Origin of the sequence: Streptomyces sp. NBC_00190 (assembly GCF_036203305.1) — a bacterium.
Lineage (GTDB): Bacteria > Actinomycetota > Actinomycetes > Streptomycetales > Streptomycetaceae > Streptomyces.
In genome coordinates this window covers 7676691-7692096 of sequence record NZ_CP108131.1, presented here as the reverse complement: position 1 = coordinate 7692096, position 15406 = coordinate 7676691, and the positions used below count along the sequence as shown (strand labels likewise).

Here is a 15406-nt window from a genome sequence, read left to right as displayed (position 1 = left end):
CGGAGAGGCGGGTTGCGCATGGCGCGGGCACGGTACGTCACGGAACTGGCAGAGGCCCTGGAGCGGTACGCGGACCGGCCCGCCATCGGTGTGGGGCCCGCCGTCATGACGTACTCGGACGTACGGGAGAACACCTGGCGGCTTGCGGGAACCCTGGCGGAGGCGGGGGTCGGGCGCGGATCTGGGCTGGCCTGTGTGGCGGGCGGGAACCGGCCAGAGGTGCTGCTGGTACGGCTCGCCGCGCACCTCCTGGGGGCGCGGCTGACCCAGGTGCTGGCCGGACCGGCCCTGTACGGGCTGGAGTTCATCCTGCGGGACTGCCGGCCGGACCTGGTGCTGCACGACGTCCCGGTGCCCGATACGGGCGCGCCCCGGCTGGGCCTGGACGAGGTGCTGCGGCGGGCTGCGGGGCGCGAGGCGGCGGCGGTGGCCGTGCGGGCGCGGGAGGACGACGTGGCCCGGGTGACCTACACCGGCGGGACGACGGGGCTGCCCAAGGGGGTGGCCTCCACCTTCGGCGCCATGGCGGCGCGCAACACCGTACGCACGGCCGGGTGGGCGGAGCCGGTGTACCTGTCGGTCACCTCACTGGCCCAGAGGTCCGGCGGGCGCTCCCTGGAACAGCTGCTGGCCGGAGGCAGGGTGGAGGTTCTCGCCCCCTTCTCGCCGCGGGAGTTCGCCGCGGCCTGCCGGCGTCTGGGGCGGGTGTCGACGTACCTGACGACGTCGATGGTGTACCGGCTGCTGGACGACCCCGGGACCGCCGCGGGTGTGCCAGGGCTGGAGGTGGTCTCGTACGGCGACTCGCCCGTCCTGCCCTCCCGGCTGCGCGAGGCGGTGACCCGCTGGGGCGGGCGGTGGCAGCAGGGCTACGGCATGAACGAGGCGGCGGTGATCTGCCGCCTCACGCCCGCGGACCACGAGGCGGCGGTGGCGGACCGGCCTGAGCTGCTGGCCTCCGTGGGGCGGCCCGTGGCGGGGGTGGAGGTCGAGGTGCGCGACGGGGGCGGGGCCGCGGTGGGCGCCGGGCGCACCGGGGAGGTGTGGATGCGGTCGGCGGCGATGATGGCCGGGTACTGGGGCCGTCCCGGACTGACCGCGTCGGTCCTGCGCGACGGGTGGCTGCGGACGGGGGACCTCGGGCACCTCGGCGAGGACGGCTACCTGTACCTCGACGACCGGGTCAAGGACGTGGTGATGGTCGACGGGGACAACGTGTACTGCGTGCCCGTGGAGGCCGCGCTCGCCCGGCATCCGGCCGTGGCCGAGGCGGTGGTGGTCGGCCGGCACAGCGATCTGACGGGCGAGGAGGTCTGCGCGTTCCTGGTGGCGGCGCCCGGGTGCGCGCCCGGCGCCGAGATGGCGGCCGAGGCCTGCGCCCTGGTCGGGCGGGAGCTGTCTCCGGCGCACCGGCCGACCACGGTGTTCTGGGAGGACGCGATCCCGCTGACCGCCCGGGGGAAGCCGGACAAACGCCGCCTGCGGGACCGCGCGGCCGGTGAAGGGCGTTAACCCTTCGCGGCGTAGGTCCAGAACTCCCGCATCAGCGGGGGCGAGGCCGGGCCGCTCATTTCGCGCTGGGTGAGGAGGATGGTGACGGCGCCGGTGGCGGGGACCACGTGGGCGGCGGTGCCGGTGCCGCCGATCCAGCCGTAGCGGCCGGGCACGTTCCACGGATCGAGGGGCGCCACGTCGACCGAGCCGCCGAATCCCCAGCCTTGGCCTTCCAGGAAGAGGGCGCCGCCCTCGCGCTGCTCCGCCGTGAGGTGGTCGGTGGCCATCTGCCGTACGGACTCCGGCGAGAGCAGGCGCCCGCCCCCGTACGCGCCGCCCGCGAGCAGCATCCGGCCGAAGGCGAGCCAGTCGTCGGCGGTGGAGACCAGCCCGCCCGCCCCGGAGGGGAAGGCGGGCAGGGTGCTCCACTGCCCGTCTGCGGGATCGACGAGCTGCAGCGGGCCGCCGTCCGGCGCGGCGCGGTAGCAGCCGGTGAACCGGTGGAGCCGGTCGTGCGGTACCGCGAACGCCGTGTCACGCATGCCGAGCGGCTCGAAGACGCGCTCCGCCAGGAGGTCGGGGAGGGACTGTCCGGCCGCGCGGGCCATGAGCACTCCGAGGATGTCGGAGCAGGTGTTGTAGAGCCATGCCCGGCCCGGCTGGTGGAGGAGCGGGATCCGTGCGAGGGCCGCCATCCACTCGTCCGGCGCCGCGATCTGCTGGGGCTGCGGTGGTCCCTGCCCCAGCTCGCTGAAGAGCAGCCGGACGGCGGGCAGCGAGAAGTCCGCGGGAAAGCCGTAGCCGGCCCGGAAGGTGAGGAGGTCTTCGACGGTGATCGGGCGCTCGGCGGGAACCACGTCGTCGACGGGTGAGGACGGCGTACGGGCGACCATCGGCGCCGCGAGTTCCGGCAGCCAGCGGGTGACCGGCACGTCGAGGGCGAGCAGGCCGTCCTCGATCATCGTCATCGCGGCCGCGGCGATCACCGGCTTGGTGAGCGAGGCGACCCGGAAGAGGGAGTCGCGTTCCATCGGGGCGCCGCCGGAGGTGTCGAGGGAGCCTACGGCCGCCACCTCGATGTCATCGCCCCGGGCCACCAGACCCACCGCGCCGGGCAGTCGGCCGTCACCGACGTGGGCTTCCAGGAGCCTGCGCAGACCGCTCATCGTCCACCTTCTCGTGCGTGCGGAGCGCCGGAACGAAGGGGCCGGCGCGGGAGCCCGTGGGGAAGACTGCCGCCGGACCGGGAATTCATCGGTCCGACACGACACGGCACGCCACACCGCGATCGGCTGCGGCCGGTGGCGGGTGGACGGTGGGTCGGTGGGCCGGACGGTGGCCTGGCGAGCCCGCTACGCCGCGGGGACGACCGACGCCCGTATCGCGGCGGCCCACTCCGCCAGCAGCATCGCGTGCCGCACGCGCTCGGCGTCGGACAGGCGGCCGTCGGCTCGGGCGAACAAGCCGCGGATGTCGGCGTTGATCTCAGCGAGGGGACGCTCGGGGGCGAGGTTGTCAGGGGTCGGACTCACGTGATCAAGAGTAGGCGGGAGGTCTGACAACCGTGACGGGCGTCCGGCATGCGGACACCGGCTTCCGGATCGCGGATGGGCCGGGTCGTCACTTCGCGGTTTCGGGGGCGCCGCCGACGGGGTGGACGACGACCGGGTAGGTGGGCGCGCCCTCGGGGACCGGGCAGGCCTGGGCGCGGGCGGCGATCTCGGCGGCTCGGCCGAAGTCGGGGACGTCGACGACCCAGTACCCGGCGATGACCGCGCTCTTCTCCCCGTACGGCACGTCGGAAACCACCGGGGCGCCGTCGGCGTCGGCGGTCACCAGACGCGCCTGGCGGGGTTCGGCCAGTCCCTGCGCGTCGACCAGCTCGCCCGCCGCGGCCAGTTCGTCGTTCAGCGCGCCCATGTGGTCGAACATCGCCTTGAGTTCCGCCGCGGACCAGGCCGGGCTGTCACCGCTCGCCTTGCCGCTCATGGCTTCGTAGTCGGCCTGCTTGCCCAGGACCATCAGCATGTACTTCATGAGGTGCCACTCCTGCCGCCGGTAACGGTCCCTCCCCCTTGCTCTCCCGATCCCCTCCCCTTGCAACATGCCGGGCGAGGCCGCGCGAGGCGGCCCGCCCCACGTGGGGCGGGCCGCCTCGCCGCGTCGTCAGTTGTTGGAGCCGACCGTGTTGTCGTGGCCCGCGTTGAACACGTCGTCGCCGGCGATCTGGAACCAGTCGCCGAAGACGAACGTGTACGAGTTCTCGGACGGAGCGTAGACGTTCACGTCGGCGGCGGCCGCGGACGCGCCGCCGAGGACGATCGCGCCGGCGGCGAGGACGGAGAGCGCGGAGCGCACAGAACGCATGGATCCACCTTTTTCGAGGAGGCTGGGGACACCCAAGAACCTAAAGAAGGAGCCGACGCGTGTCCCGGCACCCGGCCGAGCACGGCCAAGTCCAAGCCGATTGGCGGACGTCCCACCCACCCGACTGCGCACCCGCAGGGGCCGATTACGCTGACCCAATGAAGATCATCGACCTTGAGCCCGGCGACTCGCGACTGACCGAGGACCTGCTCCCCGTACTGCTCGAACTGCGCCCCCACCTCACCGAAGACCTCTTCCTCTCCGTCCTCGCCGAGGGACAGGGCCAGGGGCTGCGCTTCACCGCGGCCTACGACGCCGACGGCGTGTGCGTGGGCGCGGCCGGCTGGCGGATCGTCGCGAACACCTGCCAGGTCCGCAAGCTCTACGTCGACGACCTGGTCACCACCTCGGCCGCCCGCTCCACCGGTGTGGGCCGCGCGCTCCTCGCGCACCTCGAGGAGCGCGCCAGGGCAGCCGGCTGCACCTCGCTCACCCTGGACTCCGGAACCCAGCGGACCGACGCCCACCGGTTCTACTTCCGTGAGCGGATGGCAGTGACCGCGTTCAACTTCGAGAAGCCTCTGAGCTGATGCTTCGCGGCTAGGCCGTGACCCAACCGTCGCCGCTTCGATGCACGCCCGGGCTCGTCGGCGCGGTGCCCGCTTGTTAGGTTCCTGCCTCAGCCGACCTGTAGGGGAACCGATCTCATGCCCGCATCCGCCGGACCCCGCCGGGTCCTGACCGCCGCGACCGCGGCCGCCGTACTGCTGGCGGGCCTGACCGGCCTGACGGGATGCGGGAAGAAGGACGGCGGGACCCCGGGCAGCGCGTCCCCGTCGGCCTCCGCTTCCGGATCGGCGTCCCCGTCGGCCACGCCCACCGAGTCCGCCGCCTCGCCGCCCGTGTCCGCCTCCGCGTCCCCGTCCGCGACTCCCGCCGCCGCTTCCTCCGCGCCGTCGGCCTCCGCCACGACCCCGGCCGCGCCGCCCGCCGCCCCGACCCGGCTGAAGGTCGCGGTCGACACCCGGGGCGGCGGACTCGCCCTCGTACGCGGAGGCGCGGCTCAGGAGTTCACCGTCACCCTGCGGAACGGCAACTCCTCCGAGTACCGGCACCTGCTGGTCGCCTTCCAGATGGAGATCCTCGTCGGCGAACCGGGCGACCGGCCGGGCAGCGGACCGGGCTTCCTGCTGGAGCGCTTCGACCAGGCCTCGGGAACCTGGCGCGCGGCGGCGCTGCGCATCGCCAACGACCGCATGCCGGAGTCGATGTACGCCGGCGGCGGTCCGCTCGCCCGCGAGGGCGTGCGCGTGGAGCGCTACCGGATGCGCGCTACGGCCGGCGGGCCGACGGGCAGCAGCCCGCTGGTGGTGTCCATCATCGACACGGACGCCGACGGGGTCGCTGCCCACGTGGTCCTGTCCCACAGCACACGCTAGGAGTGGTCACCCCGCGACGGCTCCTGACCCGGCCCGGCGAGTTCACCGAGGGAGAGGGCCGCGGTGCGCCAGGCGGCGGTGACGGCCTCACGGGCCCGCTCCGTCGCCTCCGGGACCCGGTCGGGGAGGTGGAGCGGCGAGCCGATGTGCACGTGGAGGCAGGGCCTGCGCAGCGGGGCGGTGAGGGCTCCGGCGAGCTGCTTGGCGCTGCTGCCGGAGCACAGGCGGCGGGCGCCTGCCTGGCCAACGGGTACGACGGGGGCGCCGGTCGCGGCGGCGAGCCGGGCCAAGCCGCTACGGAAGGGGCCCGGGGCGGACTCCCCCGCGTCGCGGCGGCCCGGCAGCCGGCCCTCTCCGTAGAGCAGCACGCTGCGGCCCGAGGCGAGGGCGACGGCCGCGGCATCGAGAGAATCGGCGGCCCGGTGGGTTCCGCGGTGGACGGCGATGTGCCCTTCGCGCCGCAGCGCGGACCCGAGCAGCGGCACCCGCCACAGCCCGCTGGTGGCCAGGATGACCGGCTCGATCCCGTACCGGCGCAGCGCGGCGACCACCACGGCGGGGTCGGCGAGCGAGGTGTGGTTGGCGACGAGGATGCTGCCGGCGGCGGGCCGCGCCCCGGGGTCGGCGGTGACCGTCAGGGTCCCGCAGGCGGGTACGACGGCGGCGGCGATTCGGCTGAGCATGGACGTCCCCGTTCGGGTGGCACGGTGGTGGTGTCGTCCATGGTCGGCCGAGGCGGCGCAGCGGTCATGAGTAGCCCTACTCACCGTCCCTGGGTGAAGCGACGTGCCCTGCGTGCGCACTCCTCCCGGCCAGGGAATATGACCGAATGGTCACAGGATCCACGGGGAGGAACGGGTGGGTGGCCGGGGGCATCTAGGTGATCGGCGAGGCTCCGTGGAGGGCCTCGCCCGACGTATCGGCAAGACCGGCGGGCCGCCCGCCACCGCGTGGGCGGTGGCGGGCGGCCGTCGGGTGTGAGCGGCAAGGCGGGGCTGGGATGAAGGCGGAAACGGTGGCGGGCGGTTCCTCGAAGAAGGCGGAGACCGAAGAGGAGACGGTCCCGGAGGCGGAACCCGACACGGTCGTCGAGGAACCCGCGGAGGCGGAGGCGGAGGCCGCGGGGGCGGAGGCCGCGGCGGAGGCGGAGGCCGAGCGTGAGGCCGAAACCGAGGCGGACGTCGAGCCTGCGGCCGAGGCCGAGGCGGAGGCCGAAACCGAGGCGGACGTCGAGCCCGCGACCGAGGTCGAGGCGGAGGCCGAGCCTGAGGCCGAAACCGAGGCGGACGTCGAGCCCGCGACCGAGGTCGAGGCGGAGGCCGAGCCTGAGGCCGAACCCGAGGCGGAGGCCGAACCCGAGGCGGAGGCCGAGCTCAAGCCCGACGCAGACGCCGAACCCGACGCCGAAACCGAGGCGGACATCGAGTCAGTCGAGGACTCACCGGCCGGTTCCGACGAAGCCGAGGACACCGCACCGGCAGCCGACAGCGCGGACCCCGAGGACGCCGTCGTACCCGACGAGGCGGACGTACCAGACGACGCTGACGACGGTGACGACCCGTCCGACGAGGCCCCCGAGGAGGCCGGGGCTCCCGACGAGGTCGACGCCGACGCCCAGACCGACGCTCCGGCGGCCGAGACCGAGACCGAAGCCGCGCCCGAGGAGAAGGACGACGCCGAGGCGGCGGACCCGCCCCGGCGGGTGCCCTCCTGGGCTCAGGGGGCCGAGAGCGACTCCGAGAAGACCAGTCAGTTCGTCGCGCTCAAGCCGCTGGACACCCCGGCGCCCACCCCGTCCCCGGCCAAGTCCGAGCCCCAACCGTGGCCCGAGGCCAAGGCGTCGGCCGTCGCGGCCCCGCTGCCCCCGCTGGAACTGCTGGCCGAGCTCACCAACACCGCTCCCCCGCCGCAGACCCCCCGCCGGACCCTGGTGCGGCGCGTCAAGGTGTGGACCCCGATCCTGCTCCTCCTCGCAGGCGCGTTCACCGGCGCCCAGTTGCTGCGCCCGCTGCCCGCCCCGGCCATCGTCGCCGCCGAGCCGGACCACACCCTCGCCGGGCAGTTCTCCATCCCCTGGCCCGCCAAGGGGCAAGGGGCCGTCCGCGTCCCCGGGTCCGGTGACATCGGGACCTTCGGCGAGCAGAAGCCCGTCCCCACCGCCAGCGTCGCCAAGGTGATGACGGCCTACGTCATCCTCAAGAACCACCCGCTGCGCAAGAACGACCCCGGCCCCTCCATCGAGGTCGACGCGAAGGCGGTGGCGGACGGCACGTCCGAGCACGAGTCCCGCATCGAAGGACTCACCGCCGGTTCGAAGTTCAGCCAGACGGACATGCTCAAGATGCTCATGATCCCCTCGGGCAACAACATCGCCCGCCTGCTGGCGCGCTGGGACACCGGCAGCGACTCCGAGACGGCGTTCGTCGAGAAGATGAACGCCGCCGCCAGGGAACTCGGCATGCGGAGCACCACGTACACCGACCCCAGCGGCCTGGACGCGGGGACCGTCAGCACCGCCGCCGATCAGCTCGCACTGGCCGAGGCGGTCATGAAGGACGAGGCGTTCCGCGCGATCGTCGCCCTGCCCAGCGCCACGATCAAGGGGCTGCCCCAGCCCATCACCAATAACAACGGCAACCTCCTCACGGCCCAGGGCCTGAGCATCAGGGGCATCAAGACCGGGTCCAGCACGCCCGCCGGCGGAACCCTGATGTGGGCGGCCTACAAGTCGATCGGCGACGAAACCCCGCTGATCCTGGGCACGCTGATGGACCAGCACGTGGACGGACCGGACCCGGACGGCCGGAACAGCCTGACCCTGGTGAAGGCGAACAGCAAGAAGATCATCGAAGCGGTACGGGAGGCGCTCGCGTCGGCTCCGGTCATCCGCAAGGGCCAGCAGGTGGGGTACGTGGACGACGGGCTCGGCGGCCGCACACCGCTGGTCGCCACGAAGGACCTGAACGTGATCGGCGTACCGGGTCAGCGGCTGAAGCTCACCCTCGAAGCCGGGGCGACGCCGGTTCCGCACACCGCGAAGGCCGGGTCGGAGATCGGCGTGCTGACGGCGGGCGTAGGAGACGGGGCGAAGAGCGTACCGGTGGCGGTCCAGGGCGCCCTGGCCGAGCCCTCGTTCGGCACGCGAGTCACCCGGCTCGGCTAGGCCGAAGAGGCCCGCGAGGTGTGGTCCGGCCAGGTAGATGGTGGCGGTCCGGTCGTACCAAGCGGCCGGACCGCACCACTACTTGACCTTGTCGATGTGGCTACAGGTCAGCAATGACGAGCCGGTAGCCGATGTCGAGGCGCCTCCTGCCCCTGACGCGACGCATTTGGTCCGCAAGGTGCATACGTTGCGGCATGTTCCGCTGGGCGAACTCGGTCCGGCGGATCTGCGCACCCTCATCTCACAGCAGGTGGCGCTGCCGTACGTCCTTCCGCTCGCGGTGCGCCTGCTGCTTGAGGAGCCGTTGATCGACGCCTGCTTCTACGAGGGCGACCTGCTGCTTGCCGCCGTCAATGCCCCCGCTTCTGCCTGGTCCCCGCTGCCAGACCTCGCCGCGCAGCTGTGCACCGTGATCACGACACTGCCGGACGCAGCAGTCGCCGGTCTGCCCCGCGGCGCCGCTGACGAGCTCGCCCGCTTCGTCGCGCGACCCGGATCACTTCGTTGACCTGACCTGGTGGCGCCTGTCCGGTGGATCATGTGACTACTAGGCTGCGACGATGGAACACGGAACCGATGTGCCTGAGAACTTCGCCCAGTCCGCGGATCGGGACCAGGTGAATGACTACGACGGTTTCGCCGAGGCGTACTCGGCGGAGAACGAGAACAACCTGGTGAACGCGTACTACGAGCGGCCTGCGATGTTAGCCCTCGCCGGAGACGTGGCCGGCCGCCGGATCCTGGACGCCGGTTGCGGCTCGGGCCCCCTGTCCGCCGCACTGCGCGACCGCGGTGCCGTCGTCACCGGCATCGACTCCAGCGCCGGGATGCTGGCATTGGCAAGGCGGCGGCTCGGTGACGACGCAGCCCTGCACGTGGCCGACCTGCGCGACCGCCTGCCGTTCCCCGATGGTGCATTCGACCACGTGGTCGCATCGCTGGTGCTGCACTATCTGGAGGACTGGGGGCCGACGCTGGCCGAGTTGCGGCGAGTGCTCAGGCCCGGCGGCCGGCTGATCGCGTCGGTGGACCACCCTTTCGTGGCCTACACGATCCAGGATCCTCGTCCCGACTACTTTGCGACCACCAGCTATGCCTTCGATTGGACGTTCAACGGGCAGTCCGTCCCGATGCGGTTCTGGCGCAAGCCACTGCACGCGATGACCGATGCCTTCACCACCGCCGGTTTTCGCCTTGCCGTCATCAGCGAGCCGCAGCCCGACCCGGCCGCCCGTGAACTGTTCCCCGACGACTTCCATGACCTTTCGAGCAAAACCACCTTCCTGTTCTTCGTCGTCGAAGTTCCGCCGTCGGCCACCGGCTCGGACGACTAGCCGGCAGCCATTCCTCCTGGTCAGCGGCTCCCATTGGGCCTTCTGCCGAGGGAGTTCAGCGTCCATGGTCGGGAAGGCTCATTGTGTGCGGGGGTGTTGACGGATTGGATGCCAAGGTCAAGGCGGCGGGGTGTGACCAGTACCGAAGGAAGCGAATGACGTCCATGCTCAACGGCTGCACGCCCTGGCCCGAGGAGTTCGTCGACCGCTACTGGGCAGCCGGGCACTGGCGTGGCAATACGCTGGACAACCTGTTGCGTGGCTGGGCCCTGCAGTACGGACCACGGACCGCGCTCGTGCACTCCGGCACCCGCATCACGTACGCGGCCCTGAACCGGCGCGTGAGCCGCATGGCCGCAGGATTCCGGCTGCGCGGCCTCCGGCCCGGGCAGCGGGTCGTCGTCCAGCTACCCAACGTTCCCGAGTTCGTCGTCACCGTGTTCGCGCTGATGCGCGCCGGCGGGGTCCCCGTGTTCTGCCCGGTCTCGCACCGAGCGTCCGAGGTGTCCCACCTCGTGCGGGTCGCCCAGGCCGTCGGCTACGTCGGCCCCTCGACGTTCCAGGGCTTCGACCACACGGCGATGGCCGCGGACATCGCGGCCCAAGAGCCTTTCCTGCGGCGGGTGTTCACCCTTGAGGCACCGGGCGCCCCGTCCCCGTACGGCGGCCTCACGACCGACCCGTCGGGCTGCCAGTACAGCCCGCTGGGCTCGATCGACGCCCCGCCCGAGCCGGCGCTCGCGCAGAGCGCCGACCAGGTGGCCTTCTTCCTGCTCTCCGGCGGTACCAGCGCGCCGCCCAAGCTCATTCCGCGCACCCACAACGACTACGCCTATCAGGCGCGGGCCGCCGCCGAGCTGGTGTCGCTCACCGAGAACGACGTGTATCTCGCCGCGCAGCCCGCCGAGTCCACCTTCGCCTTCGGCTGCCCCGGCATCGTCGGCACCCTCTCCGCCGGAGGCACGGTCGTCCTGGCCGAGAACCCGGGACCCGCCGAATGCCTTCCGGTCATCGGACGGGAGCGGGTCACCATCACCTCGGTGGTGCCCGCCGTCGCCCAGCTCTGGCTCGACGCACTCCCCACGGTCCAGACGGAGCTGAGCAGTCTGCGCCTCGTGCAGATCGGCGGCGCGCCCATGCACCGGACGACCGCCGAGCGATTGGGCCCCGCGCTGGGCTGTCGCCTGCAGCAGGTCTTCGGCATGGCCGAGGGGCTGCTCACCCTCACCCGGCCCGCCGATCCGGAAGAGACCGTGCTCACCACGCAGGGCCGCCCGCTCTCGCCCGACGACGAGATCCGCATCGTCGACGTCGACGGAGAGGACGTACCCGACGGGGAGCCCGGCGAGCTCCTCGCCCGCGGTCCGTACACCCTGCGAGGGTACTACCGGGCCCCCGACCACAACGCACGCTCCTTCACCACCGACGGCTACTTCCGCACCGGCGTCCTCGCGCGGCTCACCCCGGACGGCAACCTGGTGGTGACCGGCCGCCTCAAGGAAGGGCCGGTCTAAGCGGCCTCGGGGAAGTGGGGTGCGTTTCCGCGTCGTCCGGTGCGGTGCATCGCAAGGCGGAGCAGTGCCCTTGTACTGGACGTACTCGGGTACTGCGACAACGCGGCGAGGCACCGTGCCTGGGGGCACCTCCCAGCGGTAGCCGGGGGAGCGGCACGGGGACGTGCCCCACTTCCCCGAGGCCACTTAGCCACCCCCAGCTCCCCCACTCGATTGCCGTCCGCGGCGGACAGCTCTTGAGTCCTGGCTCAATAACCGCTGGACGAGGCCCTGGGCACGGCGCAGACTGCGGCTGGCGTTCCAGTGGCGCCGGGTCGACGGCGACGGGGGACGCTCGGTGCTGCGCATTCATTTCACCGCCGATGATCTGGCCCGGACCCGGGTGGCCGCGACGCTCGGCGCGGCCACGGAAACCATGATGGGGCTGAAACTGCTGCGCGACTGCGCCGCCAACGCCCTGCCCTTCCGCCCCTGGGACTCGATGGCGCGCGGACGGCTGGGGGCGGCGACCCGCCCGGTGACGAGCCTGCTGTCCGTGGACGGCCCGGACATCGATCTGACGATGCTGATGGGCAACTCGCCGTCCATCGAGGAAGGGATCGACAACCTGCTGCGCGCATCGCCCGACCGGATACGGACCGAGCTCGAGCACATCGATTTCCACCCTTCACAGCTGTCGTGGGCCCGGACCCTGGCGGAGGGCGGCCTCGAGGCCCGCCGCCACTTCGCCGCGGGGCTCGCCGCCTGCAACGAGGCGATCATCGCTCCCTACTGGAGCCGGGCGAGGACCCATATGGAGGGGGTACGCACCACCTTCGCGCGGACGCTGCTCGACGGCGGGGTCGAACGGCTCTTGGAGGGAATGTGCGTTCCGCTGGTGCGGTGGCGGGCGCCCGTTCTGGAGATGCGCTACCACCGGGACGTCGAGGTCCACCTCGGGGGACGGGGTCTCGTCATCGCTCCGACGGTCTTCCTGTGGCGGGACGCGAGGCTGCTGTGGGACCCGTCGGACGCCGACTCGGCACCCACCCTCGCGATCCCCACCATCAATGACGCGGAGGCCGGCGCCGCGCTGTGGGGTGCCGGGGAAGCGGCCGACCAGTCGCTGGGCGCACTGCTGGGGCGCACCCGGGCCGCCGCGCTGAAGGTGGCCGCCGAGGGGTGCAGCACCACCGAGCTCGCGCGGCGTCTGAACGTCTCGGTGGCGGCGGCGAGCCAGCACGCGACGGTGTTGCGCAACGCCAATCTGATCACCACGAGCCGGCGTGGCAAGTCGGTCGTGCACACCATCACTCCGCTCGGCGCGGAACTCCTGGGAAGCGAAGCGGCCCGCGCATAGGGCCCGGGCGCCATGTCCGTCGGCCCTCGCTACTGGCGCTCCTCCATCCGGATCGCCTTCTCCAGGTCCTCGTGGGCCTGGCCCGGCTCGCCTTGCTGCTGCTCCAGGAGGGCGGCGGCGATGGCGTCCAGCTTGCGCTGGATGGCGTGCTCGGCCCGGCGCTCGGAGTTCTTGAGCAGGGCCAGCAGGAGAAGCGCGACCGCGCCCATCGCGTCACCCGCGAGGTGCTGCCATTCCATCGGCATATGGGCCACGTGCACGGCGACGAAAGCCGCCACGAGGGCCACGCACAGCATCGAGAAGAAGGCGGAACTCGTGAAGTTGGAGGCGAGCTCGGCCAGCTTCTCGAAGCGGCCGATCCCGCCGTCGCCCTTCTTCCCCTTCTCCGCGGGATGCTGGAAGCTCATGCTCGGCGTCTGCCCCGGCGAGGCCGCGCCATACCCGTGGAACGCGTCAATCCACGCGGACGGCCGCAGCCCCGGGAGGCGTCCCCGGGACCGCGGCCGCCTGCCGCGGCCGGTTGTCAGGCGCGGGGCGGCACCCGGGACGGGCGGCCCGCGCCGCGCGTCAGGGAGTAGCCGAAGATGCCCGCCAGGGCGCCCAGGATCCCTCCTGCCGCCGTCCAGAGCCAGCGGTCCGACCACCAGCCGCCGGACCAGCCGTCCTCCGGCTCGCGCAGCGACCCGGTCACGGTGGCCGGAACCAGCGGCGTGGCGAGGGCGCCGTCCACGGCGTGGGCGCCGCCCGTCTCCTGCACGGAGGCCTCCACTGCCGCGCGTACCGGCAGGCCGAGGTCCTCCTCCGGCAGATTGACGACGGTCAGGCGCACGTAGTAGCTGCCCGGCAGCGGGTCGTTGGCCCACTGCTCGGCCGCGGCCCGGACCGTACGCAGGGTGCAGGACAGCTCCACCGAGGCCGCGTCCTTGCCCGCGGCCCTGGTCTGCGTGCCGTAGGTGCACGCCTGCCTGCGGCGCAGCCCGTCGTACACGTCGAGCTGCCAGGTCGCGGCGCCGTGCCGGCTCGCGGATTCGGGCAGCGTGACCGTTGCCTTCACGGTCGCGCGCTGCTGCGCGTCGACGGGAAGGACCCAGTAGAGGTAGTCGCCGGTGGACGCGCCGGCCGTGGCCCGCTGGCCCGGGCGCATCGCCGTGGCGGTACGGAAGCTCGTACCGGCCTCGGTCGGGGCGGCCTCGCCCTGCCCGGACTTCGAGCCGTTACCGGGGCTGGGGCTCGCCGTCGCGGTGTCCGCCGCGGCCGTCCCCGCGGCCGTCCCCGCCACCGTGAGGGCGGCGGCCGCGGTCAGCAGGGCGGCGGTCAGTGTGCGTACGGTACGCATCAGTTGGTCCTCCAGACGGAGATGCGCCAGCGTGAGATCCATCCCCACACCACACCGGCCGCCAGCCCGATGAGCACCAGGACGGCCAGCAGCCACCAACCGCGGCCGAGGCCGAAGGAGGCGGCGTCGGACGCCTCGTCGGGTCCGTCGACCACGTCGATGGTCAGCTCGACGGGCATGCCCGGGGTGGTCTTGACGGAGGCGGGGGCGGAGAAGGAGTTGCTGACCTGGATGCAGACGGTCTCCGTCGCCTCCGCGGCCTGCTCGTCCACGCCGTCGATCTCGGCCTTCGGGTAGCGCAGGCCGGTGGACAGGACGTCGGTACGCCCGTCACCCGCCTCCGAGCCCCGGACGATCTCGCGGCCGTGCACGGTGGTGGCGCGCAGCAGGACGCCGTAGTCGTTGTTGACGGCGCGGTCGGCGGCGATGCTCACCGAGGCGCGCAGCTCCTGGCCGGGGCGGACGTCGACCCGGTACCAGCGGTGTTCGCCGAAGGTCTCGCGGTCGCTGTAGAGGCCGGGCTTCAGCTGGGGGGCGCCCGCGCACTGCTTGGCGCCCTCGGTGGCCACGGGGTTGACGACCGGGTCGGCGGCCCGGTCGACCAGCTGTTTGACCCTGCCGGAGAGTTCGGCGGTGTGCTGCACCGAGGTGTACGTACCGCCGGTTGCCTCGGCGATGCAGGTGAGCTGGGCCCGGGTCTTGGCGTCCGGGACCAGGCCGAGGGTGTCGATGACCAGGTGAATGCCCTTGGCGGCGATGTCGCGCGCCACTTCGCACGGGTCGAGCGGGGCGCAGGTGTCCTCGCCGTCGGTGATGAGCACGATCCGCTTGGTTGCGTCACCGCCGTCCAGGTCCTGGGCCGCGGCGAGCAGGGCGGGGCCGATCGGCGTCCAGCCGGTGGGGGCGAGCGTCGCGACGGCGGTCTTCGCCTCCGTCCGGTTGAGCGGTCCGACCGGGTACAGCTGCTTGGTGTCCTTGCAGCCGAGCGCCTTGTCCTCACCGGGGTAGGTGGCGCCCAGGGTCCGTATGCCGAGCCGTACTTCGCCCGGGACCGCGTCGATGACCTCGTTGAAGGCCTGCTTCGCGGCGACCATCCGGGACTGGCCGTCGATGTCGGTGGCCCGCATGGAGCCGCTGACGTCGAGGACGAGGTCGACCTTCGGGGGTTCCTTCGCCGTCGGTCCGTCGGCGGCGGTGGCGCTCGCCGGGAAGAGCCCGACGGCCAGGGCTGCGAGCAGGCCGCACGCCCCGGCCGCAAGCCGTTTTGTTGTGATCATCGCCGGATCGTATTGAGGATCGTCCGCCAATCCAAAATGTGCTGCGGGTCCCGGGCTTCGGCCGTTCCCCCGGCGCTGGGGCGGGCGCGTCGGCCGCCGCCGCGCGGAATATCCCGGTGCGGGGGGCGAAAGGTGCGTTCTAG

At 72.5% G+C, this 15406-nt stretch carries 16 protein-coding genes; 8 read left to right on the top strand and 8 right to left on the bottom strand.

Annotated features, from left to right (window positions below):
* Positions 1–18: 18 nt before the first annotated feature.
* Positions 19–1512 carry an AMP-binding protein gene (locus OG429_RS35610; RefSeq protein WP_328929380.1) on the top strand — a complete coding sequence of 498 codons (1494 nt, stop codon included), beginning with the start codon at positions 19–21 and terminating at the stop codon, positions 1510–1512.
* On the opposite strand, the gene OG429_RS35605 is transcribed toward OG429_RS35610, so the two are convergent.
* The 4 genes from OG429_RS35605 to OG429_RS35590 form a co-directional block, all read right to left on the bottom strand.
* Entirely contained in the window at positions 1509–2660 is a 1152-nt protein-coding gene (locus OG429_RS35605; protein WP_328929379.1) for a serine hydrolase domain-containing protein, read from the bottom strand. The genes OG429_RS35610 and OG429_RS35605 overlap by 4 nt on opposite strands.
* Positions 2661–2846: 186 nt before the next feature.
* On the bottom strand, positions 2847–3026 hold the full coding sequence (locus OG429_RS35600) for a hypothetical protein (RefSeq protein ID WP_328929378.1): 180 nt from the start codon (positions 3024–3026) through the stop codon (positions 2847–2849).
* Between the two features lie 88 nt (positions 3027–3114).
* Complete coding sequence (locus tag OG429_RS35595; protein ID WP_328929377.1) at positions 3115–3531, bottom strand: YciI family protein; 417 nt, start codon at positions 3529–3531, stop codon at positions 3115–3117.
* Between the two features lie 129 nt (positions 3532–3660).
* Positions 3661–3861 (bottom strand): hypothetical protein, encoded by a 201-nt coding sequence (locus OG429_RS35590; RefSeq protein ID WP_328929376.1) that lies wholly within the window; start codon positions 3859–3861, stop codon positions 3661–3663.
* A gap of 158 nt (positions 3862–4019) precedes the next feature.
* On the opposite strand from OG429_RS35590, the gene OG429_RS35585 reads away from it, so the two are divergent.
* Positions 4020–4451 carry a GNAT family N-acetyltransferase gene (locus OG429_RS35585; RefSeq protein ID WP_328929375.1) on the top strand — a complete coding sequence of 144 codons (432 nt, stop codon included), beginning with the start codon at positions 4020–4022 and terminating at the stop codon, positions 4449–4451.
* A 117-nt stretch (positions 4452–4568) separates the two neighbouring features.
* Positions 4569–5300 (top strand): hypothetical protein, encoded by a 732-nt coding sequence (locus tag OG429_RS35580; protein WP_328929374.1) that lies wholly within the window; start codon positions 4569–4571, stop codon positions 5298–5300.
* On the opposite strand, the gene OG429_RS35575 is transcribed toward OG429_RS35580, so the two are convergent.
* On the bottom strand, positions 5297–5983 hold the full coding sequence (locus OG429_RS35575) for a lysophospholipid acyltransferase family protein (protein WP_328929373.1): 687 nt from the start codon (positions 5981–5983) through the stop codon (positions 5297–5299). The genes OG429_RS35580 and OG429_RS35575 overlap by 4 nt on opposite strands.
* A 317-nt stretch (positions 5984–6300) precedes the next feature.
* Between OG429_RS35575 and OG429_RS35570 the strand changes: the two genes are divergently transcribed.
* From OG429_RS35570 to OG429_RS35550, 5 genes are all read left to right on the top strand, one after another.
* Positions 6301–8463 carry a D-alanyl-D-alanine carboxypeptidase family protein gene (locus tag OG429_RS35570; RefSeq protein ID WP_328929372.1) on the top strand — a complete coding sequence of 721 codons (2163 nt, stop codon included), beginning with the start codon at positions 6301–6303 and terminating at the stop codon, positions 8461–8463.
* An 82-nt stretch (positions 8464–8545) separates the two neighbouring features.
* Entirely contained in the window at positions 8546–8971 is a 426-nt protein-coding gene (locus tag OG429_RS35565) for a contact-dependent growth inhibition system immunity protein (protein ID WP_328929371.1), read from the top strand.
* A 52-nt stretch (positions 8972–9023) separates the two neighbouring features.
* The gene (locus OG429_RS35560) at positions 9024–9797 is read left to right on the top strand and encodes a class I SAM-dependent methyltransferase (RefSeq protein ID WP_328929370.1); all 774 of its coding nucleotides are present in this window, start codon (positions 9024–9026) and stop codon (positions 9795–9797) included.
* Between the two features lie 155 nt (positions 9798–9952).
* Positions 9953–11311 (top strand): (2,3-dihydroxybenzoyl)adenylate synthase, encoded by a 1359-nt coding sequence (locus tag OG429_RS35555; RefSeq protein ID WP_328929369.1) that lies wholly within the window; start codon positions 9953–9955, stop codon positions 11309–11311.
* Between the two features lie 337 nt (positions 11312–11648).
* Positions 11649–12650, top strand: a complete 1002-nt coding sequence (locus OG429_RS35550; RefSeq protein ID WP_328929368.1) for an ArsR/SmtB family transcription factor — start codon at positions 11649–11651, stop codon at positions 12648–12650.
* A 29-nt stretch (positions 12651–12679) separates the two neighbouring features.
* Here the strand turns inward: OG429_RS35550 and OG429_RS35545 are convergent, their stop codons facing one another.
* The 3 genes from OG429_RS35545 to OG429_RS35535 all read right to left on the bottom strand — a co-directional run bounded on the left by OG429_RS35545 (position 12680) and on the right by OG429_RS35535 (position 15263).
* A complete protein-coding gene (locus tag OG429_RS35545; protein ID WP_328929367.1) occupies positions 12680–13057 on the bottom strand; it encodes a hypothetical protein in 378 nt (125 codons plus the stop codon).
* 116 nt (positions 13058–13173) lie between these two features.
* The gene (locus OG429_RS35540; protein WP_328929366.1) at positions 13174–13986 is read right to left on the bottom strand and encodes a hypothetical protein; all 813 of its coding nucleotides are present in this window, start codon (positions 13984–13986) and stop codon (positions 13174–13176) included.
* Positions 13986–15263 carry a VWA domain-containing protein gene (locus tag OG429_RS35535; RefSeq protein ID WP_328929365.1) on the bottom strand — a complete coding sequence of 426 codons (1278 nt, stop codon included), beginning with the start codon at positions 15261–15263 and terminating at the stop codon, positions 13986–13988. Before OG429_RS35535 ends, OG429_RS35540 begins: the two co-directional genes overlap by 1 nt.
* Between the last annotated feature and the right edge of the window lie 143 nt (positions 15264–15406).